General features: G+C 72.0%; 14 protein-coding genes, 1 tRNA gene and 3 pseudogenes. 15 read left to right on the top strand and 3 right to left on the bottom strand.

Features of this window, described 5'->3' with window-relative positions; genetic code table 11:
- Position 1: 1 nt before the first annotated feature.
- Positions 2-1006 (bottom strand): SMI1/KNR4 family protein, encoded by a 1005-nt coding sequence (locus tag ACGRHY_RS16695; protein WP_394636130.1) that lies wholly within the window; start codon positions 1004-1006, stop codon positions 2-4.
- 281 nt (positions 1007-1287) lie between these two features.
- Here ACGRHY_RS16695 and ACGRHY_RS16700 point away from each other — a divergent pair, with 281 nt between their 5' ends.
- On the top strand, positions 1288-1791 hold the full coding sequence (locus ACGRHY_RS16700; protein WP_394636131.1) for a YwqJ-related putative deaminase: 504 nt from the start codon (positions 1288-1290) through the stop codon (positions 1789-1791).
- Positions 1788-2300 carry an SUKH-3 domain-containing protein gene (locus tag ACGRHY_RS16705; protein WP_394636132.1) on the top strand — a complete coding sequence of 171 codons (513 nt, stop codon included), beginning with the start codon at positions 1788-1790 and terminating at the stop codon, positions 2298-2300. The genes ACGRHY_RS16700 and ACGRHY_RS16705 overlap by 4 nt, the downstream gene beginning before the upstream one ends.
- On the opposite strand, the gene ACGRHY_RS16710 is transcribed toward ACGRHY_RS16705, so the two are convergent.
- A complete protein-coding gene (locus ACGRHY_RS16710) occupies positions 2281-3717 on the bottom strand; it encodes a sensor histidine kinase (protein ID WP_394636133.1) in 1437 nt (478 codons plus the stop codon). The genes ACGRHY_RS16705 and ACGRHY_RS16710 overlap by 20 nt on opposite strands.
- Positions 3718-3904: 187 nt before the next feature.
- Here ACGRHY_RS16710 and ACGRHY_RS16715 point away from each other — a divergent pair.
- The 10 genes and pseudogenes from ACGRHY_RS16715 to ACGRHY_RS16760 all read left to right on the top strand — a co-directional run.
- Positions 3905-4593, top strand: a pseudogene (locus tag ACGRHY_RS16715) (hypothetical protein); the annotation flags it as partial.
- 7 nt (positions 4594-4600) lie between these two features.
- Positions 4601-4673, top strand: a tRNA-Gln gene (locus ACGRHY_RS16720).
- Positions 4674-5112: 439 nt separating this feature from the next.
- Positions 5113-5901: an ABC transporter ATP-binding protein gene (locus tag ACGRHY_RS16725; protein ID WP_394636134.1), complete on the top strand. Its 789-nt coding sequence runs from the start codon at positions 5113-5115 to the stop codon at positions 5899-5901.
- Complete coding sequence (locus ACGRHY_RS16730; RefSeq protein WP_394636135.1) at positions 5898-8474, top strand: ABC transporter permease; 2577 nt, start codon at positions 5898-5900, stop codon at positions 8472-8474. The genes ACGRHY_RS16725 and ACGRHY_RS16730 overlap by 4 nt, the downstream gene beginning before the upstream one ends.
- A 259-nt stretch (positions 8475-8733) precedes the next feature.
- A complete protein-coding gene (mfd, locus tag ACGRHY_RS16735) occupies positions 8734-12285 on the top strand; it encodes a transcription-repair coupling factor (protein ID WP_394636136.1) in 3552 nt (1183 codons plus the stop codon).
- Between the two features lie 93 nt (positions 12286-12378).
- Positions 12379-13362, top strand: a complete 984-nt coding sequence (locus ACGRHY_RS16740) for an aldo/keto reductase (protein WP_394636137.1) — start codon at positions 12379-12381, stop codon at positions 13360-13362.
- Between the two features lie 190 nt (positions 13363-13552).
- Positions 13553-14860 (top strand): annotated as a pseudogene (locus ACGRHY_RS16745) (ATP-grasp domain-containing protein).
- Between the two features lie 29 nt (positions 14861-14889).
- A pseudogene (locus ACGRHY_RS16750) lies at positions 14890-16894 on the top strand (CocE/NonD family hydrolase).
- A 300-nt stretch (positions 16895-17194) separates the two neighbouring features.
- Complete coding sequence (locus tag ACGRHY_RS16755) at positions 17195-18178, top strand: glycosyltransferase family 2 protein (RefSeq protein ID WP_394636138.1); 984 nt, start codon at positions 17195-17197, stop codon at positions 18176-18178.
- Position 18179: 1 nt separating this feature from the next.
- Entirely contained in the window at positions 18180-19637 is a 1458-nt protein-coding gene (locus ACGRHY_RS16760) for a polysialyltransferase family glycosyltransferase (protein WP_394636139.1), read from the top strand.
- Between the two features lie 55 nt (positions 19638-19692).
- Here ACGRHY_RS16760 and ACGRHY_RS16765 read toward each other — a convergent pair whose 3' ends face one another.
- Positions 19693-20886: an acyltransferase gene (locus ACGRHY_RS16765; protein ID WP_394636140.1), complete on the bottom strand. Its 1194-nt coding sequence runs from the start codon at positions 20884-20886 to the stop codon at positions 19693-19695.
- A 284-nt stretch (positions 20887-21170) separates the two neighbouring features.
- Between ACGRHY_RS16765 and ACGRHY_RS16770 the strand changes: the two genes are divergently transcribed.
- The 3 genes from ACGRHY_RS16770 (at position 21171) to ACGRHY_RS16780 (ending at position 23359) form a co-directional block, all read left to right on the top strand.
- Positions 21171-21821 carry a SurA N-terminal domain-containing protein gene (locus tag ACGRHY_RS16770; protein WP_394636141.1) on the top strand — a complete coding sequence of 217 codons (651 nt, stop codon included), beginning with the start codon at positions 21171-21173 and terminating at the stop codon, positions 21819-21821.
- Positions 21822-21888: 67 nt separating this feature from the next.
- Positions 21889-22968 carry a nucleoside triphosphate pyrophosphohydrolase gene (locus ACGRHY_RS16775; RefSeq protein ID WP_394636142.1) on the top strand — a complete coding sequence of 360 codons (1080 nt, stop codon included), beginning with the start codon at positions 21889-21891 and terminating at the stop codon, positions 22966-22968.
- Positions 22969-22996: 28 nt separating this feature from the next.
- A complete protein-coding gene (locus ACGRHY_RS16780; protein ID WP_394636143.1) occupies positions 22997-23359 on the top strand; it encodes a DUF6479 family protein in 363 nt (120 codons plus the stop codon).
- The last annotated feature ends 44 nt before the right edge of the window (positions 23360-23403 follow it).

Genomic DNA, 23403 nt, shown 5'->3' on the forward strand with positions numbered 1-23403 from the left:
CTCACCCCTCCACCGGAACGGCACGCGCGAACCCGCCGTCCACCATCAGGCCGGCCACGGTCTCCAACTCCGGCGGATTACCCGCCAGCCGCAGCAGGAAGTCGTCGAAATCAGCACCGCACGGCAGCAGAAGCCCCGCCACCCGCTCCTGCACCGTCAACCCGTCCCGGTCCCGCGCATCGTCGTACGCGCAGAACCACACCGACCCCAGCGCCTCACCGCGCACCTTCACCGCGACGATCCCGCCCTGCACGAAGGCCACACCCAGATAGTCCTTCGTCAGATGATCCCGGAGGCACTTGTTCACGTACACCAGATCATTGACCGCCGCCTCCTCACGCACCGTGAAGAACGGCTGATCCACCAGCAGCCCCGACTCCGCGTCCAGCGCCACCCCCGCCGGCGCACAACCACCCGCCGCCTTCAGGAACGACCGGTACGCCTCCGGCAGCCGGTACCCCAGGGCCTCCTCCACATCCAGCACCTGCTCCTCGGACACCGCCACACCGTGCGGCACCTCGAAGTGCACCGGACGCGTCTCCTGCAACGGCCGCGTCCCCCGCTTCCCGTGATCCACCACAGCCGTCGCCAGACCGCCGTGATGCCGCAGCAGCGCCTTCACCTCCGCCGGCACCAACTCCAGCCGGCGGCCCCCCGCCACGTGATGCCACGTCCAGCCGTGCGGAGTCGCCACCGACGGCAACTCCGCCCACAACTCATGGCCCTCCGCATGCATCGCCGCGTTCGCCGACACATGGTCCGTCAACCGCAACTCATCCGCGCCGAAACCCTCCGGCGGCTCCGCGATCTCCACCGCCGCGCGCGCGAACGACGAGAAATCCGGATAACCCCGATCATCCACCCGCACACCGTCCGGATGCCGGGCAGCCCGCACCGGATCCGGAAAACGAACGATCTGTCCGGCATAGGCCGCATTCGGCGGCGCGGACCCCTCCCCGGGACGTGAACCGGGAGAAACCCCCAACCCAGGCCTACCTGTCGTCATGGCGGTGCCCCCTGCTGGCAACTGGCTTACGGGCGCCGATGGGCGCTGACGCGCACAGCCTATGCGCTCCCCCGCCACCGGTCCCGCCCCGCCCACACCCCTCGCCGCCCGCCCCGACGACCAACCCGCCACCCCGGCGCGCCACGCTCGCAACACGGCCCCACCGGGCCGGGACACGCCCCACGACATGCCCCGAAACCGACCCCGCTTTCCCAAAAGCCCAGGCGTTTGGCACCCTGAACCAACGCCATCGGGGGGATGCGCGGGGAGGAAACCCAGCCATGCACGCCACACAACACAACACCGCCGAACACCCCTCAGACCCCCGCATCGGCTGGGGCGCGCCCGACACCACCCCCGTCCCGCGCCACCGCCGCGACGGCATCATGCCCACCGTCGCAGCCGCCCTCTCCGTACGCGGCCGGACCCTCACCTGCACCGCGGGGAAAGCCGGCAACCCCCCGGCCCTCCACCCCCTGGTCCAGGACTACCTCGACACCCTCACCACCCCCCAACGCGAACGCCACACCGGACGCTGCCCCGAAGCCGTCCTCATCTCCCGCCACCTCACCACCGCCGAAGCAGCCCGCGGCAAACGCGCCGGCCGCAAACCACTCGGCACCGGCGAAGCCCGCAAAGCCCTCAAAGGTGCGAAGATCACCACCCGCCGCATCCGCGAGGACGGCGACCCCGCACACGGCACCTACGCACCCCCCTGCCGCTCCTGCACAGCCCTCCTCGCACACTTCGGCGTACGCCCCGTCGACCCCGCAGGAGAACGGTGAACACCCCCGTCCCCCACCCCCGCGACACCACCACCCGCTTCCCCGTCCCCGTCGACGCCGCCCTCCGCGCCGCCGGCTGGACCCCCGGACGCCACCACATCGCACAGGCCGAGATCTGGGCCGACACCCTCCGGGCGCACCGCTCACCCACCGGACACCGGCACGCCGTCTTCCCCGCCGCCGTCGAGGCCTGGGCCGAATTCGGCGGACTCCACATCACCGGCACCGAAACCGGCCGCCACATCGCCCCCACCGTCGTCCGAATCGACCCCCTGCACGGCCTCCACTGGCCCCGCACCCTCAATGACCTCGGCCGCGCCCTCGACACCGCCATCGCACCCCTCGGCGAGGAGGACCACGGCAACGCCCTCCTCGCCATCGACGAACAGGGCCGCGTCTACAGCATCGACCACACCGGCGACTGGTACCTCGGCCCCACCCTCGACGACGCCCTCACCACCCTCGTCACCGGCACCAACCCCAAACGCCTCACCCCCGGTCCGGTATGACCGCCGACACCCGGAAACCCCCCGACTCCGTCGGCCCCGACACGAACCCCCCGCCCAGCGCCGCCACCCGCTCACGCATCCCCACCAGGCCGTTGCCGCCACTGGGCAGCCCCGCACCCCGCACACCCTCCGCCGGCGCCTCGTTCTCCACCAGCACCGCCACCTCACCCACACGACACGCCAACCGCACCCGCGTACGCGCACCCGCCGCATGCTTGTGCACGTTCGTCAGCGCCTCCTGAACCACCCGGTACGCCGTCCGCTCCACCCGCCGCGCATACGAACGCACCTCCCCCTCCACCGACAGCTCCACCGACATCCCCGCCGCCCGCGACTGCCCCACCAGCGCCTCCAGCTCACGCAGACACGGCCCACCGGACTCCCCCGAGCCCTCCGAGCCCTCGGCCAGGCCCTCCGCGCCCTCCACCGGGCCCCGGCCCCCGGCCGCCGCGGCCACCTCCGCGACCCGCGCCAACGGCCGCCCCGCGTCCACCGGCCCCGGCGCCACGGCCTCCGCCGAAACCTCCCCCGACGCCCGCACGGACTCCGGCACCCGCGCGGACCCCGACGGCTTCGCCTCGTGCGACCGCAGCACACCCAGCATCGTCCGCAACTCCGTCAGCGCCTGCCGCCCCATGTCCCCGATCAGCACCGCGTTCCGCGACGCCTTCTCCGGATCCTTCCGCGCCACCGCCTGCAACGCCGCCGCATGCACCACCATCAGACTCACCCGGTGCGCCACCACGTCGTGCATCTCCCGCGCGATCCGCGTCCGCTCCTCGTTGCGCGCCCACTCCGCACGCTCCTCCGCGCGATCCGCCAGCAGCGACAACTCCCGCTCCAGGCCGTCCGCACGCTCCCGCAGACTCTCCACCAGCCGCCGCCGCGCCCCCACGTACAGCCCCAGCAGCACCGGCGGCGCCGTCACCCCGACCGACATCAGCACCGACACCAGCGGAACGAACCAAACCGGCGGGTCGTAGCCGTAGTCGTCCCGCCCCACGTTCCGCCGAAGCTCCACAGTCGCGACGATCAGCGACCCCAGCCCCTGCATACCGGCCAGCAGGGCGATGATCCGCCGCGGCACATCCGACGCCGCCAGCGTGTACAGCCCCACCGTCCCCAGCACAACACCCATCTGCGCCGGCGTGACCGCGATCGCCACCAGTACCACCGCGATCGGCCACCGCCGCCGCAACACCAGAGCAAGTCCCGCCAGCGCACCCAGCACCACCGACAAGCCCACCGGAATGCCGGCCTCGCGCGCGAACGGAACCCCCTGCGCCGCGCACTCCGCACCCGACACCAGCGCGAGCCCCACATCCAGCACCGCACTCCGACGCCGCGTCCACCACAGCGGCCCCCGAGGCGCGTCACCCTGGTCACGGGCTTTGACACTTTCCCCCGTCTCGGTCATACCGCCCAGCCTACGACCGCCCGCCGGCGATTTTCGGGGCGGCTCCGCCCGCGGAAAACCGCACGTGCGCCGGTGCGGGTACCGGTGTGCGCGGTGATGAAAAACTACTTTTCACCTGAACCACTGAATCATCCGGATTTTCGAACCACACACGTTTTTGCGGGTCCAGGATGACGTCATGGTTCAAGCCAAGACGGAGACGAGGGAACGCGCCCGAGCCCTGCGCCGCGCGGGTCGCACATACGACGAGATCGTGGCGGAGCTGGGGGTGTCGAAGAACTCGGTGTCGCTTGGGTTCGGGACCTTCCGAAGCCGGCGACGCCGCCGGAGCGGCTGCACCGCATGCGGGAGGCGCGCTGGGCACCGCACCGCCGCGAGCAGGCGATCAAGCGTCAGCAGACGAAGTTGACGGCGGCCAACGAGATCCATCCCATGACGAGCCGGGAGCTGTTCATGGTCGGAGTGGGGCTCTGCTGGTCGGAGGGAGCGAAGGGCAAGCCGCACAGGCCGAAAGAGGACGTGGTGTTCGTCAACAGTGACCCCGGGATGATCAAGGTCTACCTGGCCTGGCTCTCCCTGCTCGGGGTCGAGGCGGACAGACGGCAGTTCCGGCTGATGATCCACGAGTCGGCGGACGTGGAAGCCGCCGAGCGGTTCTGGGCCGACCTTGTAGGGGTGGATGTGTCGTCATTCGACAAGACGACGTTGAAGAAGCACAACCCGAAAACTTCCCGCAAGAGCGTGGGGGAAGAGTACCGGGGGTGCCTGGTCATCCGTGTCCGGCGCGGTGCTGACCTGTACCGTCGCATCGAGGGCTGGTGGTACGGCATAGTGGTGTCCAGCGCCGAGAGGAGCGGCACCAATGAGCCCTCTTGACGAACTTTCCGCCGTAGTGTAATTGGCAGCACGGGAGCTTTTGGTGCTCTTCGGTCCGGGTTCGAGTCCTGGCGGCGGAGCTCAAAGTTCGAATGAAGGGCCCCGACCCACCGGTCGGGGCCCTTCGTCGTACCCGCAGGCGGCCCGGCGGCCCGGCGGCCCCGCGCCGGGTTGAGGTTGACGTAAGGGGAAAGGGCATCCTCGGGGTCGAGTCCCCTAGGGGGCGGTACACCCTTCCACCTACCCGCGGCTCGTCCCCTGGCAGGACGAGGGCGGGCGGATCGCTCCCTAGGCTGCTTGGTGCAGGGTGCCGCACCGGCGGGGTGGTGCCGGCCCCCGTACGGATACGGCACCGCGCACCATCGCGGTGCCGGACCCGGCGCGGCAGGCTCTTCGCGTAATCAAGACCCAGATCAGACCCAGATCAAGATCCAGTCAGTTCAGTGCCGGCCGGCGCCGAGGCTTCGGGGGAGGCCCCGGTCCGGTGCGGCCGATGACAGTCGATACAGGAGACATACCGTGACAACGGCTGTAGTGAATCCCAGGACCGGGGGCAGTGGAGGAAGTACGGCCGTTGCCGCGCGGGCGCGGCAGGTCGTCAAGGCGTACGGCACCGGTGAGACGCGGGTGGTGGCGCTGGACCGGGTGGACGTGGACATCGCGCGGGGCGCGTTCACGGCGATCATGGGCCCGTCGGGTTCGGGCAAGTCGACGCTGATGCACTGCCTTGCGGGGCTGGACGCGGTGTCGTCGGGGCAGGCGTGGATCGGGGAGACCGAGATCACGGGGTTGAAGGAGAAGAAGCTCACCCAACTGCGCCGGGACAAGATCGGTTTCATCTTCCAGGCGTTCAACCTGCTGCCGACGCTGACGGCGCTGGAGAACATCACGCTGCCGATGGACATCGCCGGCCGCAAGCCCGACCGGGAGTGGCTGGACCGGGTCGTGGAGACGGTCGGCCTGTCGGGCCGCCTGAGGCACCGCCCCAACCAGCTCTCCGGCGGCCAGCAGCAGCGCGTGGCGGTCGCCCGCGCCCTGGCCGCCCGGCCCGAGATCATCTTCGGTGACGAGCCGACCGGCAACCTCGACTCGCGTGCGGGTGCCGAGGTGCTGGGCTTCCTGCGGCGTTCGGTGGACGATCTGGGTCAGACGATCGTGATGGTGACCCACGACCCGGTGGCGGCGGGGTACGCGGATCGGGTGCTGTATCTGGCGGACGGGCGCATCGTGGACGAGATGCTGCGGCCGTCGGCGGAGGCTGTGCTGGACCGGATGAAGGCGTTCGACACGTTCGGGCGGGTGTCATGACCGTTCTGAGGACTTCGCTGCGGAATTTCGTGGCGCACAAGGGCCGGATGCTGCTGAGCGGTGTCGCGGTGGTGCTGTCGGTGGCGTTCGTGTGCGGCACGCTGGTGTTCACGGACACGATGAACACGACGTTCGACCGTCTGTTCTCGCAGACGGCGGCGGATGTGACGGTCTCGTCGAAGGACGCGGGGAGCGGCGGGAATCCGGCGACGGGGCGGCCGGCGACGGTGCCGGGTTCGCTGGTGGAGGAGCTTCGGGGGGTCGAGGGGGTCTCCTCGGCCTCGGGCAGCGCGTTCAGCACGAGTGTGACGGTGGTGGACGCCGACAACGAGAACATGGGGTCGTCGACGGGGGCGCCGACGATAGCGAGCAACTGGACCTCCATGGACGAGAGGTCGATGGAGATCACCGAGGGCCGGCTGCCGCGTGGTCCGGGTGAGGTGATGGTTGACGCGGACACGGCCGACAAGCACGGTCTGGAGCTGGGGGAGGAACTGCGGACGATCTCGGCGCTGGGTGACTTCCGGTCGCAGATCGTGGGTGTGGCGGCGTTCAGGACGACGAATCCGGGCGCGACGGTGGTGTACTTCGACACCGACACGGTGCAGGAGAGGCTGCTGGGGGACTCGGACGCCTACACGGATGTGTATGTGACGGCGGCCGGGGGTGTGAGCGACGAAGAGCTGAAGGAGCGTGTCGTCGCGGCGCTGGGTTCGGGGGAGTACAAGGTCCGGACCCAGGAGGAGTACGCGGCGGAGGGCCAGAACGAGATCGGGTCCTTCCTCGATGTGATCAAGTACGCCCTGCTCGGTTTCGCGGGGATCGCGTTGCTGGTGGGTGTGTTCCTGATCGTGAACACGTTCTCGATGCTGGTGGCGCAGCGGACGCGTGAGATCGGTCTGATGCGGGCGATCGGTTCGAGCCGTCGGCAGGTGAACCGTTCGGTGCTGGTGGAGGCCGTGCTGCTGGGCGTGCTGGGCTCGGTGGTGGGTGTGGCCGCCGGTGTGGGTCTGGCCGTGGGGCTGATGGAGCTCATGGGCCTGGTGGGCATGAATCTGAGCACGGACGATCTGACGCTGCGGTGGGTCACGCCGGTGGTCGGTGTGGTGCTGGGTGTCGTGGTGACGGTGCTGGCGGCGTATCTTCCGGCGCGGCGCGCGGGCCGGGTGTCGCCGATGGCGGCGTTGCGGGACGACGGTCTGCCGGCGGCGGGGAGCCGGGCGGGCCGGGTCCGTTCGGGTGCGGGTCTGGTGCTGACGCTGGCCGGTGCGGGTGCGCTGGTGGTGGCGGCGGGGTCGGACGACGCGGCGCGCGGGGCGTCGTTCCTGGCCGTGGGTGTGCTGCTGACGCTGGTGGGTTTCGTGCTGATCGGCCCGCTGCTGGCGGGTGGCGTGGTGCGGGCGCTGGGTGCGGTGGTGCTGCGGGTGTTCGGTCCGGTGGGGCGGATGGCGGAGCGGAACGCGCTGCGCAATCCGCGCCGTACGGGGGCGACGGGCGCGGCGCTGATGATCGGGCTGGCGCTGGTGGCGTCGTTGTCGGTGGTGGGCGCGTCGCTGGTGGCGTCGGCCAGTGATGAGCTGGACCGCTCGGTGGGCGCGGACTTCATCATGATGTCGAGCGCGGGGCAGCCGGTGGTGCCGGAGGTCGTGGAGCGGATGCGCGGTGCCGAGGGTGTGGAGCATGTCACCGAGTACCGGTGGCTGGAGGCGCGGCTGACGGGGCCGGACGGGGAGACGGTGAAGGAGTCGGTGACGGCGGCTTCCGCGACGTATGCCGAGGATCTGCGGGTGGAGACGGTGGCGGGTGAGCTGTCGGCGGCGTACGGGCCGGATTCGATGTCGGTGCCGGAGGATTTCGCGCGGGCGCACGGTGTGGAGGTCGGCGACCGGGTCGAGGTGGATTTCGCGGCCGGTGGTACGGCGGAGCTGACGGTGCGGGCGGTCACGGCGGCGGACACGAGTGTGGACCGGGGTGCGATGTATCTGAGCATCGCGACGGCCGGGCGGTATGTGCCGGAGGACCGGATGCCGTTGAACATGATGCTGTTCGCGAAGGCGGAGGAGGGGCAGGAGGACGCGGCGTACGCGGCTCTGAAGAGGGAGCTGGAGCCGTTTCCGCAGTACGAGGTCCGTGACCAGTCGGATTACAAGGAGCTGCTGGAGGACCAGGTGGGGCAGTTGCTCAACATGGTCTACGGGCTGCTGGCGCTGGCGATCGTGGTGGCGGTGCTGGGTGTGGTGAACACGCTGGCGCTGTCGGTGGTGGAGCGGACACGTGAGATCGGTCTGATGCGGGCGATCGGTCTGTCGCGGCGGCAGTTGCGGCGGATGATCCGGCTGGAGTCGGTGGTGATCGCGTTGTTCGGTGCGCTGCTGGGTCTGGGGCTGGGCCTGGGCTGGGGCGTGGCGGCGCAGCGGTTGCTGGCGCTGGAGGGGCTGAAGGTGCTCGAGGTGCCGTGGCCGACGATCGTGGGGGTGTTCTTCGGAGCCGCGGTGGTGGGTCTGGTGGCCGCTTTGGTGCCGGCGTTCCGGGCGGGCCGGATGAATGTGCTGAACGCGATCGCCACGGAGTAGTCCGCGGGGTTCGCGGGTGCTGTGGTGCGGCCCGGTCGCGGTGGGTGCGGTGTCGCGCTCGCCGGGGCCGGGCCGCGGTGCTGTGCGGGTGGCCCAGGGGCGGCTCGGGGTTGCTGGGCGGTGGTGGAAGGGCGACGGGCGGAGGTGTGGTCGTCGTAGGCTGGGGCCCCCGGCCCGCTCGGCGTGTCGGGTTGTTCGTGTTGTCCGGGGCGCCGGTGCGGGTGCCTTTGTTGTCCAGCCTCTGGGATGGAACGTCTCGATGAGTCTCACCGGTCTTCTTGATGCGGTCGTGGTGGATCCGGCGCTGGCGGAGGCGGTGCGGGCCGCTGCCGAGGGGCGTCGGCGCGAGGTGGATCTGGTGGGTCCGCCGGCTGCTCGGCCGTTCGTGGTGGCGGCGCTGGCGCGGTCGTCGGGGCGGCCTGTGCTGGCGGTGACGGCGACGGGGCGTGAGGCGGAGGATCTGGCGTCGGCGCTGCGGTCGTTGATGCCGCCCGGCCGTGAGAACGCGGTGGTGGAGTATCCGGCGTGGGAGACGCTGCCGCATGAGCGGCTCTCGCCGCGGTCGGACACGGTGGGGCGCAGGCTGGCGGTGCTGCGCCGGCTGGCGCATCCGAGTGCGGAGGATCCGGCCGCGGGGCCGGTGAGTGTGGTGGTGGCTCCGGTGCGGTCGGTGCTGCAGCCGCAGGTGAAGGGTCTTGGGGATCTGGAGCCGGTGGGTCTGCGTGCGGGGCAGCGGGTGGAGCTGGATGTCGTGGTGGACGCGCTGGGGGCGGCGGCGTACGCGCGGGTGGAGTTGGTGGAGAAGCGGGGGGAGTTCGCGGTCCGGGGCGGGATCCTGGATGTGTTCCCGCCGACGGAGGAGCATCCGCTGCGGGTGGAGTTCTGGGGGGACGAGGTCGAGGAGGTCCGTTACTTCAAGGTGGCCGATCAGCGGTCGCTGGAGGTGGCGGAGCACGGGTTGTGGGCGCCGCCGTGCCGTGAGCTTCTGCTGACGGATCAGGTGCGGGCGCGGGCGGCGGAGCTGGCCGAGGCGCATCCGGAGCTGGGCGAGCTGCTGGGGAAGATCGCCGAGGGCATCGCGGTGGAGGGGATGGAGTCGCTGGCGCCGGTGCTGGTGGACGACATGGAGCTGCTGCTGGACGTGATGCCGTCGGGGAGCATGGCGGTGGTGTGCGATCCGGAGCGGGTGCGCACCCGGGCGGCGGATCTGGTGGCGACCAGCCAGGAGTTCCTGCAGGCGTCGTGGGCGGCGTCGGCGGGCGGGGGCGAGGCGCCGATCGATGTGGGTGCGGCGTCTTTGTGGGGGATCGCGGATGTCCGGGATCGGGCGCGTGAGCTGGGGATGCCGTGGTGGTCGGTGAGTCCGTTCGCCATGGGTGCGGCGGACGGGGCGGACGCGGAGTCGGATTCGCCGGTGCTGGGAATGCGGGCTCCGGAGAGTTACCGGGGGGACACGGCGCGGGCGCTGGCGGACACCAAGGGGTGGCTGGCGGACGGCTGGCGGTGTGTGTTCCTGACGGAGGGGCACGGTCCGGCGGCGCGCACGGTGGAGGTGCTGGGGGGTGAGGGGATCGCGGCGCGGCTGGAGCCGGAGCTGGGGGAGATCGCCCCGTCGGTGGTGCATGTCTCGTGCGGGACGCTGGAGACCGGTTTCGTCGATCCGGGTCTGAGGCTGGCGGTGCTGACGGAGACGGATCTGTCGGGCCAGAAGGCGGCGAGCCGGGATCTGGGGCGGATGCCGGCGCGGCGGCGCAAGACGATCGATCCGCTGACGCTGCGGCCGGGTGACTACATCGTGCACGAGCAGCACGGTGTGGGCCGGTATGTGGAGATGGTGCAGCGCACGGTGCAGGGGGCGACGCGCGAGTACCTGCTGGTGGAATACGCGCCGGCGAAGCGGGGGCAGCCGGGGGACCGGTTGTTCGTGCCGACGGACCAGCTTGAGCAGATCACCAAGTACGTGGGTGGTGAGCAGCCGTCGCTGCACCGGCTGGGGGGTGCGGACTGGACGAAGACGAAGGCGCGGGCGAAGAAGGCGGTCAAGGAGATCGCCGCGGACCTGATCAGGCTGTACTCGGCGCGGATGGCCGCTCCGGGGCATGCTTTCGGCGCGGACAGCCCGTGGCAGCGGGAGCTGGAGGACGCGTTTCCGTACATGGAGACGCCGGATCAGCTCACCACGATCGCCGAGGTGAAGGAGGACATGGAGAAGTCGGTTCCGATGGACCGGCTGATCTGCGGCGACGTGGGCTACGGCAAGACGGAGATCGCGGTGCGGGCGGCGTTCAAGGCGGTGCATGACGGCAAGCAGGTGGCCGTGCTGGTGCCGACGACGCTGCTGGTGCAGCAGCACTTCGGAACGTTCTCGGAGCGGTACTCGCAGTTCCCGGTGAAGGTGCGGGCGCTGTCGCGGTTCCAGTCGGACGCGGAGGCGAAGGCGGTTCTGGAGGGGCTGCGGGACGGCTCGGTGGATGTGGTGATCGGCACGCACCGGCTGTTCTCGTCGGAGACGAAGTTCAAGGACCTGGGCCTGGTGATCGTCGACGAGGAGCAGCGTTTCGGTGTGGAGCACAAGGAGCAGCTGAAGAAGCTGCGGGCGAACGTGGATGTGCTGACGATGTCGGCGACGCCGATTCCGCGGACGCTGGAGATGGCGGTCACGGGCATCCGGGAGATGTCGACGATCACCACGCCGCCGGAGGAGCGGCATCCGGTGCTGACGTTCGTCGGCCCGTACGAGGAGCGGCAGATCGGTGCGGCGATCCGGCGTGAGCTGCTGCGTGAGGGCCAGGTGTTCTACATCCACAACCGGGTGGAGTCGATCGACCGGGCGGCGGCGCGGCTGCGGCAGATCGTCCCGGAGGCGCGGATCGCCACGGCGCACGGGCAGATGTCGGAGGCGGCGCTGGAGAGGGTGGTGGTGGACTTCTGGGAGAAGAGGTTCGATGTGCTGGTCTCCACGACGATCGTGGAGTCGGGTATCGACATCTCCAACGCCAACACGCTGATCGTGGAGCGGGGCGACATGTTCGGCCTGTCCCAGTTGCACCAGTTGCGGGGCCGGGTGGGGCGCGGCCGGGAGCGCGGGTACGCGTATTTCCTGTACCCGCCGGAGAGGCCGCTGACGGAGACGGCGCACGAGCGGCTGGCGACGATCGCGCAGCACACGGAGATGGGCGCGGGCATGTACGTGGCGATGAAGGATCTGGAGATCCGCGGGGCGGGCAACCTGCTGGGCGGGGAGCAGTCGGGGCACATCGCGGGGGTCGGTTTCGACCTGTATGTGCGGATGGTGGGGGAGGCGGTGGCCGACTACCGGGCGGCGCTGGAGTCCGGGAGCGAGGTGGAGGAGGCGCCGCTGGAGGTGAAGATCGAGCTTCCGGTGGACGCGCATGTGCCGCACGACTACGCGCCGGGTGAGCGGCTGCGGCTGCAGGCGTACCGGGCGATCGCGTCGGCGAACTCGGAGGAGGACGTCGCGGCGGTGCGCGAGGAGCTCGCCGACCGCTACGGTCCGCTGCCGGAGCCGGTGGAGAACCTGCTGCTGGTGGCGGGGCTGCGGATGCTGGCGCGTTCCTTCGGGGTCACCGACATCACGCTGCAGGGTTCGAACGTGCGGTTCGCTCCGGTGGAGCTGCGGGAGTCGCAGGAACTGCGGCTGAAGCGGCTGTATCCGCGGTCGGTGGTGAGGGCCGCGGCCGGGCAGGTGCTGGTGCCGCGTCCGGCGACGGCGCGGATCGGGGGCAGGCCGGTGGTGGGGCGCGAACTGCTGGCGTGGACGGGGGAGTTCCTGACCACCGTGCTGGGCTGATCCGGAAGCCGGTCATGGGAGCGTTCCCGTAGCCGGTGACCTGCGAGGACCGGCCCGGTTCGCCGGGTCGGCCGGAACGTAGGATCGGATGCCATGGAGCAGCGAGTACTGGGCAGGACGGGCCGCGAGGTGTCCGTCGTGGGACTGGGTACCTGGCAGCTGGGTGCCGACTGGGGGCAGGTGCGCGAGGAGGACGCGCTGGCGGTGCTGGACGCCGCGGTGGAGTCCGGGGTGACGTTCTTCGACACCGCCGACGTGTACGGCGACGGCCGCAGCGAGCGGCTGATCGGCCGCTTCCTGGCGGAGCGGCCGGGTGCGGACGTGTTCGTGGCGACGAAGGCGGGCCGCCGGGCGGAGCAGCTGCCCGGCAACTACAACCTGGCCAACTTCCGGGCCTGGACGGACCGGTCCCGCACGAATCTGGGTGTGGAGACCCTGGACCTGCTCCAGCTGCACTGCCCGCCCCGGGAGGTGTACTCCTCGGACGAGGTGTTCGACGCGCTGGACACCCTGGTTGCGGAGAAGCGGATCGCGGCGTACGCGGTGAGCGTGGAGACGTGCGCGCAGGCGCTGGAGGCGATCGCGCGGCCGGGCACGGCGAGTGTGCAGATCATCCTCAACCCGTTCCGGCTCAAGCCCTTGGAGGAGGTCCTTCCGGCGGCGGCCGAGGCGGGGGTGGGCGTCATCGCGCGGGTGCCGCTGGCCTCGGGGCTGCTGTCGGGCCGCTACACCCGCGAGACGGTGTTCGCGCCGGACGACCACCGCAGTTTCAACCGGCACGGCGAGGCGTTCGACCAGGGCGAGACGTTCTCGGGCGTGGACTACGAGACGGGCCTCGCGGCCGCGGCGGAGTTCGCCGAACTGGCGCCGGAGGGGATGACCCCGGCGCAGACGGCGCTGCGGTGGGTGATCCAGCAGCCGGGGGTGACCTCGGTGATCCCCGGTGCGCGCGGTGTCGGCCAGGCGCGGGCGAACGCGGCAGCGGCGGCGCTGCCGCCGCTGCCGCGGCGGACGCTGGATGCGATCGCCGGCCTGTACGACCGCAGGATCCGTGCGCAGGTGCACCACCGCTGGTAGGGGCCCGTGCCGCGGGCGGGCGGCGGGGCGGGCCGGAGTGGACGGCGGCCGGCCCCGCCGTCTTTTTCTTCGCCTCCACTCCATCCACACCTTGTCTCCCCTTTCACACCCGATGACCCCGTGTGGGTGAATGCTCACCGTTGCCCCGGGTAGCCGGAAGGACTCGTGAGGAACCCGGCACGAGGGAGTCATTCCAGTGAGTCAGGCGAACGTCTTCGTCATCGGACTGGACGAGGAGAACATAAAGACGCTGCGTGCGGTGCCGCACGCGGTGGAGTACCGCTTCCACCCCCTGCTGAGTGTCGAGGAGCTCCAGCACGGCGAGATCCCGGTGGCCGAGCTGCTGGAGAAGGCCCGCAAGGAGCTGGACGCGTTCGACGGCGGCATCGACGCCATCGTCGGCTACTGGGACTTCCCCGTCAGCACGCTGGTGCCGATCCCGGCGGAGCGCTACGGGACGCGCGCCACCAGCCTGGAGTCGGTGGTCAAGTGCGAGCACAAGTACTGGAGCCGGCTGGAGCAGCAGAAGGTCATCGACGAGCATCCGCGTTTCGCGCTGGTGGACCTGGAGGGCTAGCCCCGCCCGCCCGAGGGCCTGCGCTTCCCGATGTGGCTGAAGCCGGTGAAGTCCTACTCCTCGGAGCTGGCCTTCGGAGTGGGGGACGAGAAGGAGTTCGCGGCGGCGGTGACCGAGATCCGTGAGGGCATCACCCGCGTCGGCCGGCCCTTCGAGTACGTGATGCGGCGTCTGCAACTGCCGCCGGAGGTCGCCGAGGCCGGCGGGCAGGCCTGCCTGGCCGAGGAGTCGATCAAGGGCGTCCAGGCCGCCGTCGAGGGCTATGTGCACGACGGCGAGGTCACCGTCTACGGTGTGCTGGACTCGATCAACTACCCCGGGACCTCCAGCTTCCTGCGCCACCAGTACCCCGCCTCCCTGCCCGAGCCGGTGCAGCTTCGGCTGCGGGACGTCTCCAGGCGGGTGATCGAGCAGATCGGCATGGACTGGGCCACGTTCAGCATCGAGTACTTCTACGACGCGGCCACCGACGAGATCAGCCTGCTGGAGATCAACCCGCGGCACTCGCAGTCCCACGCCGAGCTGTTCGAGTACGTCGACGGCGTACCCAACCACCACGCCATGCTCAGCCTGGCGATGGGCCGCGACCCCGACCTGCCCTACCGCGCGGGTCCCTGCGCGGTGGCAGCCAAGTGGTACCACCGCCAGTTCGCCGACGGGCTGGTGACGCGCGTGCCGACGGCCGAGGAGGTCGAACGCGTGGAGCGCGAGGTGCCCGGTGTGCGGATCACCGTCAAGCCCGAGGAGGGGCAGCGGCTGTCGGACATGCCCGGCCAGGACAGCTACAGCTTCGAGCTGGCGCACGTCTTCGTCGGTGCCGACAGCGAGGAGGAGATGCGGGCCAAGTACGACCGCTGCCTGGCGATGCTGCCGTTCGAGTTCGCCGAGGAGAGCGGCCGCGAGTCCGAGCAGGCCGCCTGAGCCGGGCGGGGAGAGGAGGTGGTCCTGCCGTGCGTCATGTGACCAGCCTGCCGTACGCGATCAGGGAGGAGGAGCACGTGTGGATCCCGGTCTCCGACGGGACCCGCCTGGCGGCCCGGATCTGGCGGCCGGTCTCCTCCGACGGCGAGCCGGTGCCCGCGGTGCTGGAGTACATCCCGTACCGCAGGCGCGATCTGACCTCGGTGCGCGATTCGATCCACCACCCCTACATCGCGGGTCACGGCTACGCCTGTGTGCGGGTGGACATCCGCGGCACCGGTGAGTCCGGGGGGTGCTGCGCGACGAGTACCTGGAGGTGGAGCAACGGGACGCCGAGGACGTGCTGGCCTGGCTCGCCGGGCAGCCCTGGTGCGACGGGCGGACGGGGATGATGGGCATCTCCTGGGGCGCCTTCGCCGCCCGCCGAGCCTGAGGGCGATCGTCATCTCCTCCTTCACCGACGACCGGTACGCCGACGACATGCACTACATGGGCGGCTGCCTGCTGTCGGACAACCTGGCCGAGGCGGGCACGATGTTCGCCTACGGCACCTGCCCGCCGGACCCGTCGCTGGTGGGCGAGCGGTGGCGCGGGATGTGGCTGGAGCGGCTGGAGAACACCAGGCCGTGGGCGCTGGAGTGGCTGCGCCACCAGCGGCGCGACGACTACTGGCGGCACGCCTAGGTCTGCGAGGACTACTCGGCGGTCAACGTGCCGGTGCTGGCCTCCAGCGGCTGGGCGGACGGCTACTCCAACGCCGTCACGCGCCTGCTGGAGAACCTGGACGTGCCCCGCAGGGGCCTGATCGGGCCGTGGTCGCACAAGTACCCGCACCTGGGGCAGCCGGGCCCGGCCGTCGGCTACCTCCAGGAGGTGGTGCGCTGGTGGGACCACTGGCTCAAAGGCGCCGACAACGGTGTGATGGAAGGGCCGGTGCTGTGTGCCTGGATGCAGGAGAGCGTGCCGCCGTCGACCTCGTACGAGGAGCGGCCCGGCCGCTGGGTGGGCGAGCCGTCCTGGCCCTCGCCGCACATCACCCCCACCGCACTGCCGCTGGGCGCTCACCGTGTCCACCGGCCGGGGGAGGAGTCGCGGGAGGCGGAGCTGACGGTGCAGTCGCCTCTGTCGGTGGGCCGGTTCGCCGGTAAGTGGGCCTCCTGCAACGCGCCGCCGGACCTTCCCTACGACCAGCGCGAGGAGGACGGCGGGTCGATGGTCTTCGACACCGAGCCGCTGGCCGAGCGGGTGGAGGTCCTGGGCGCGCCGGGCGTGGAGCTGGAGCTGTCGGTGAGCGAGCCGGTGGCGATGGTCGCCGCGCGCCTGTCGGACGTGGCCCCCGACGGCCGCGCCACCCGCGTCACCTACGGGCTGCTCAACCTCACCCGGCTGGGCGGCCACGAGGCGGAGCCCGCGCCGCTCCGGCCCGGCCGCCGCTACCGGGCGACGGTGCAGCTCAACGGTGTGGCGCAGGTCTTCCCGCCGGGCCACCGCATCCGGCTGTCGCTGTCGACGTCGTACTGGCCGCTGGCCTGGCCGCCGCCGCGCCCGGCGCTGCTGAGCGTGTACGTGCCCGGCAGCACCCTGACGCTGCCGGTGCGCCCGGCCGCGGAGTCCGACGAGGTGGCCGGGGAACCGTTCGGCGAGCCCGAGGGCGCCGAGCCGGTCCGCACCCGCCAGGTCGAGCCGCCCGAGCAGCGCTGGGAGGTCTCCCGGAACCTGGTGGACTACGGGTCGGCGCTGGAGATCGTCAAGGACGGCGGGACGGTCCACTTCGAGGACATCGACCTGGACGTGCACCGCCGTGCCTACGAGCGCTACGGCTCGGTGGCCGACGACTTCACCTCGGTCCGCGGCGAGTCGGAGTGGACGATGGAGTTCTCGCGCGGTGACTGGAACGTGCGGACGGTGACCCGCACGGTGCTGAGCTGCACCGAGAGGGAGTTCGTGGTCAACGCCACCCTCGACGGGTACGAGGGGGAGCACCGGGTGTTCTCCCGCACCTGGAACGAGACGCTGCCCCGCGACCACATCTGACCGCGCCGCCCTCCTGCCGGGCCGGGTTTCCCGCCGGGCCGGCGGGAGGGGCGGGGGCGCCGGAGCCGGACCCGCCGTCGAGGATCTGCCCGGTCCCCGCGCCGTTCTCGCCGGCACGGGCGGAGAGGGCGACCAGGCCGCCGGAGGGCCATCCACCGGGCGTACGTCCAGAGTTCACCCGGGCGTCCCCTCTGCGGCACCCGGAGTGACCGGCGCGTCACTAGCCTGCGCCTGCGGGGCCGGCAGCCGTGGACTGCGGGCGTCCGGCCCGCCGCCCTGTCCGCAGCGTCTGGAAACCACGTGCCGAAGCTCTCAGTGATCGTCCCCTTCCACAACGTCCAGGAGTACGCGCAGGACACCCTGCGCAGCCTCGCGGCCAACGCGCGGCCGGGTACGGAGTTCGTCCTGGTCGACGACTGCTCCACGGACGCCACCGCGGAGATCCTCGACCGGGCCGTGAACGATCTGCCGCGCGCCCGGCTGGTGCGGCACGAGGAGAACCGGGGGATCGCCCAGGCCCGCAACACCGGCATCGAGGCCGCCGAGGGCGAGTACCTGACCTTCCTCGACGGCGACGACTGGTACGCGCCCGGCTATCTGCGGGACCTGCTCCGCGCCGCCGGGGAGCTGGACTGCGACTTCGTGCGCACCGACCACGTGCAGTCCACCGGCCGCGACCGCACCGTCAAGCGGGCTCCGGCGCGGCGGCGGGACGCGGTGCTGAGCACGCGGGACGCCATCGCGCCGGCCGAGATGGAGACGATGGTGGACTACCCCTTCGTCTGGGCCGGGATCTACCGGCGCGGTCTGTTCGACACCGGCGGTGACGGCCTGGGCATGCGGTTCACCACCCACCTGCGCACCGCCGAGGACCGCGTCTTCATGTGGCAGCTCCACCTGCGGGCGAAGACGTTCGCGACGGCCGGCCTGCTCGGCGTCTTCTACCGGCGCGGGGTCACCACCTCGCTGACCCAGATCCGCGACGCCCGGCAACTGGACTTCATACCGGCCCACGACCTGATCCTGGCCGAGGTCGCGGCCGACCGCGAGGCCGAGCGCTTCCTGCCCAAGATCGTGCGGACCTACTGCGCCATGATCGCCTTCCACGCGGCGAACGCCCACCGCTACGAGCCCGCCGCCGCGCGGCGGCTGAAGCACGAGTCGGCGGCGGCGCTGCGCCGGATGCCGCACGAGGCGCTGGAGCGGACCCTGACGTCGATGGACCACGGGCGCGCCAGAACGCTGCGGCGGCTGCTGGGCGGCACGGCACGGAAGGCGGCCTGACATGGCCGGCACCACGGGCGTCACCGGTACCGCGGGCACCGGCGGGAGCGGCGCCGACGCGCACACCCGCGTCCAGATCTTCGAGGTCTCCACCCTCTACGGCGCCGCCACGCTGGCCGCCGCCCTGGACGCTGGCACGTTCGGGCCGTGGCACCGGACGCTGCGGGTCCTGCTGGTCTCCAACAACGCCGAGGTGCCCGAGACCGCCTCCCGGCTGGACGGCATGCGCGGCTGGCACCGGCTGGCCGCCCGCTTCGACCGGGTGATCGACTGGAACGACGCCATCCGCCCCCACCACCCCGGCACCTGGAGCCCGGCGGGCAACGACTGTCCGCTGTGGGAGCGGATGTTCCGCGCGAGCTGGGACCTGGGCGACGGTCCGGTCGACCTCGTCGTGGAGTCCGTGCACGTCAGCCCGGCGAAGGCGCTGGCCGCGATCTTCGCGAGTGCCTCCGTCCACGTCTACGCCGACGGCCTGATGAGCTACGGCCCCACCCGCGAGAAGCTGCCGCAGGCCCTGGCCTGCCGCGTCCAGCGGCTGCTCCACCTCGATCTGGTGCCCGGTCTGACGCCGCTGCTGCTGACCGAGTACGGGGTGCCGTCCGAACTGGTGCCGAACGAGGTCTTCCGCTCGGTCCTGGACGAACTCGACGACGCGGCCGGGGACGACGGCCTGGCCGCCGAACTCGACCCGGACGGCGAGGGCCTGCCCACCGCCGTACTGCTGGGCCAGTACCTGGCGGCGCTGGGCATCCTCACCGTGGACGAGGAGGAGGCGCTGCACGAGCGGATGCTGCGCGGCGCCGCCGCGGCCGGGCACCGCGCGGTCCTCTTCAAGCCCCACCCCACCGCGCCCGCCCGCTACTCCAGGGTGCTGGACAAGGCCGCCGCGGACACCGGCGTACGGCTGGTCGTGCCGGAGCGGCCGATGCTGGCCGAGACCGTCTTCCGGCGGTGCCGCCCGGAGCTGGTCGTGGGCTGCTTCTCCACCGCGCTGCTCACCGCCTCCGCCCTGTACGGCGTGCCCGTCGCCCGGGTGGGCACCGGGCCGCTGCTGGACCGGCTGACGCCGTACCAGAACAGCAACCGCGTCCCGCTGACCCTCGTCGACGCGCTCGTACCCGATCTGGAGGCCCCGGGAGAGGGGGAGCGCCCGCGCGGCGAGGTGGTCACCGAGTCCGCGGAGGCGGTGCGGCGGGCCGAGCCGCTGGTGCGGGCCGTCGGGTACTGCATGCAGGCCGAGCGCCACCCCGCCCTGCGGGCCGGGGCCGAGGCGTGGCTGGCCGCCCGTCTGGACGACACCACGGCGCGCTACTTCAAGCGGCGCCGGCTGACGGCGCTCGGCCTGCCCGGAGGGCTCGCGCCCGGCCTGGTGCGCCGCTTGCCGGGAAGTGACCACGCGCTGCGCGCCGCGCGCCGGGTCAGGCGGGCGGCTGCCGCCCGCGCCCCCGGGAAGTGAACCCGGCCCGTGCCGGAGCCCGCCGCGGCTCCGGCACGGCCGCCGGCCGGCACAGCTAGCCCAGATACCTGCGGAGCCCCAGCCGCCCCCACAGCAGGCTCGCGCCGAACGACACCACGACCGTGGCGGCCAGCAGCACCACGAACAGCGGCCCCGCCACCGCCCCCGGCACATCCGCGGAGACCAGCGGCTCCACGATCGCCGAGATCACCATCACATGCACCATGTAGGCGCCCAGCGCCGCCCCCGCCAGCTTCGACAGCGACGGGACCCAGCGCTCCGGCACCCGCGCCCGGGTGACCATGAGCAGCACACAGCCGGTCATCACGGCGACCAGGAGATGCGCGTTGGGGATCACGTAGTGGACGCGGGTGTGGTACCAGAGCACCCCGGCCGCCGTCAGCGCCATCGGCACCGCCCACACCCACCGTCGGCCCGCCAGGCGGCCCAGGGCCCCGGCCGGCAGGGCGAACAGCATCGCGCCGCCCAGCGCGTACGCCACCTGGTAGACGCCGAAGCCCCAGCCGAAGCGCGGCAGGTCCCAGCCGGTCCACCGCTCCAGGTCGCCCGTCAGGGAGGGCGCCGACGCGAGCACCAGCAGCACCGCGCCCAGGCCCCACGGCCGCTTCCCGGCCCGCACGAGCACCACGAAGGCCAGGGCGGCGATCAGCGGGATGTAGGCGTACATGAACCACAGGTGGTACGCGGGCCGCACCGACCCGAACAGGGCTTCCACCGCCAGCCGTGACACCGGCCCGTCGTTGGTGCCCCACGCCCGGCCCCACAGCAGGTAGAGGGCCGTCCAGACGAACAGCGGCACCGAGTTGCGCACGATCCGCCGCCACATGCGGCGGCTGTCGCGCGGCGGCGCGCCGACCAGCACCGCCCACCCCGCGATGGCGAAGTACATCGGCACCGCGAACGGGTTGAGCGCCTCCACGACGTGCCCGGTCCAGTAGGCGCCGGGCCCGCCCGCCTCCTCGCGCCCGACCGCGGCGATGAACACCCCGCCGACGTGGCCCAGCATCACCGCGACCGAGCAGATCAGCCGCATCAGGTCGATGTCGTTCCGGTGCTCGCGCGGTGCGGGCCCGGGTGCGGACGCGGGCCCGGGGGCGGGGGAGGACGAGTGGACGGCGGGCGCCGGAACCCCGGGGAGGGCCGCTTCCCGCGCGAGGTCGCTCTGCCCGGAGCCCGCGCCGGCGTCGGGGCCGCGCTCCGGGGTCTGCACGGCTGTTTCGTTGGACACGGAGGCCACTCTCGGGCACCCGGGTGTACGGAGCGGTAACGACCGGCGAACACTGCCCGAGCCGCCCCCGCTCCGCCCCCCGCCCCGGGACGGACGGCGGAGCCGGACCGCGGGGCGGGGGCGGCGCATCCCTCCGGCCGCCGGCTCGTTTGCCGAAACAGTGCCGAAACGGTGGTGGGAGTCACGCCGACTGCCTAGCATCGATCATCGCCGGGACGGTATTGCACAGGTGTTCCCCAGCACCGTCCACACCATCCGTTCCACAGCCGCACTCAGGAGGCTCAATGTTCCGCCGCAGGACCTCGCTCTCCCTCTCAGCCGCGGCGGCGGTGCTCGTCGCGGCGCCGCTGCTGACCGCGTGCGGCAGCGAAGCCCACCCGGGCGCGGCGGCCGTCGTCGGCGGCGAGCGGATCACCATGGAGCAGGTGCAGTCGCAGGTGCGGGCCGTACGGGCCGCGCAGGGCGAGTCGGACCGCAGTGCCGAGCTGATCGGCAACACCGAGCAGCTCACCCGAGGCACGGTCAGCTCCCTGGTCTTCGAGCGGGTGCTGGAGCGGGCCGCCGAGGACGCCGGGGTGACGGTGAACCGCGGCGAGGTCCAGCGGGCGCGCGAGGAGGCCGAGCGCAACGTGGGCGGCCCCGGGCAGCTCGAGGCGATGATGCTCCAGCAGCGGGCCGTGGCACCCGACGAGATCGACCAGGCGGTGCGCTCCCAGCTGCTGGTCCAGAAACTGGCCGGGAAGCTGGGCGCCGACCTCCAGACGCCGCAGGGCCAGCAGGAGATCACACGGGCGCTGAAGGAGGCCTCCGAGAAGCTGGACGTGACCGTCAACCCGCGCTTCGGCGCCTGGGACGACGAGCAGATCACCCTGACCGACACCAAGGAGCCGTGGATCAGGAACGTCTCCAGCCCCGAGCCGCAGCAGCCCGCCTGACGGCCGCGCGCTCCCGGCGGGGGCCGGTCCCGCACGGGGACCGGCCCCCATCGGTTACGTTCGGGGCGTGAACCCCTCCAGCCCCGCACCAGCCCCCGCCACCGGCCGCATCGTCCTGCTCACCACCAGCCACCGCGTCGCGCCCGGACTGCTGTCCTGGCCCGCCTGGCAGGCACTGCGCACGGCCGACCGCGTCCTGTGCCCGGACCCCGGCCACCCGCAGCTCCCGTACGTCCGGGACGCGGGCGTCGAGGTGGAGGTCGCCCGGCCCACCGCCCGCGAGCTGGTGGACGCCTGCACGGGCGCGGACGGCGCCCGCGGGGCCGGCGGCGACGGCGCGGCGGGCGGCGGCCCGACGGTGGTGGTCCTCGCCGGCGCCGAGGGCGAACCGGACCTGACCGACGGGCTGGCCCGCCTGGCCGGCTCCGGCCGCGAGGCGATGCCCGAGCTGGAGCTGCTGCCCGGCTCCTACGACCTGCCCGGCGCCCGCCTGCTGGACCTGGTGCAGGTCATGGACCGCATCCGCGCCGAGTGCCCGTGGAGCGGCACCCGCACCGGCGAGGACCTGGTCAAGTACGGCATCGAGGAGGCGTACGAGCTGGTCGAGGCCATCGAGGAGGGTGACCGCGAAGCCCTGCGCGAGGAGCTGGGCGACGTGCTGCTCCAGGTGGTCTTCCACGCCCGCATCGCCCAGGACGACCCCGACGAGCCGTTCTCCGTCGACGACGTGGCGGCCACGATCGTGGAGAAGCTGGTCCACCGCCACCCCCACGTCTTCGGCGACGAGACCGCCGAGACGCCGGAGGAGGTCAAGGCCCACTGGCTGCGCACCAAGGCGGTCGAGAAGCGGCGCGAGTCGGTCACCGAGGGCATCCCGCTGGGCCAGCCCGCCCTCGCCCTGGCCGCGAAGCTGGCCGGCCGGGCCCGCACCGCGGGCATCGAGGCCCTCCCGGCCGGCGAGGGCGTCGGCTACGAGCTGCTGACCCTGGCCGCCCGCGCCGAGGCCCGGGGCACCGACCCCGAGACGGCCCTGCGGGCGGCGGCCCGTACCTACCGGGACGCCATACGGGCGGCGGAGAGCGCGCCCGGGGCGGGCACGGCCGCCCCGGGCGCCGGAGACCGGCAGGAGCCGCCCCGGGTCGAGTGACCGGGCCGCGCGGGGGTACCCGATGGCCATGAACGGCATCTACGCAGCGGATCACGTCCCACTGGCCGCTTCCGATCTGACGATCGGCATCGGCCCCTTGGTCGCGGGAATCGTGGTGGTGGGCCTGCTGGTCCTGGCCGTGGGGTACGGGCTGCGCATCCTCAAGCGCGGCGACGAGGGGATCTCCACCCCGACCGAGTGCCCGGACGAGCCGATCGTCTACGAGGACGGCGTCCGGGACGACGAGGCGCTGCCCCGCGACGGCAGGCGCCGGCTCCCGTACGAGCTCCAGGAGCACGAGGACACCCACCCCGTCGACCCCGACAAGCGCCCCACCTGGAGTCCCGGCAGCAGCGGCGGCTTCGGCTCCGGCGGCCCCGGCCACACCTGATCCGGCCGCGCCGTTGAGGCGCGCCACGGGGGCCGCCAGACTGT

It is taken from the genome of Streptomyces shinuiensis (assembly GCF_043660855.1).
Lineage (GTDB): Bacteria > Actinomycetota > Actinomycetes > Streptomycetales > Streptomycetaceae > Streptomyces.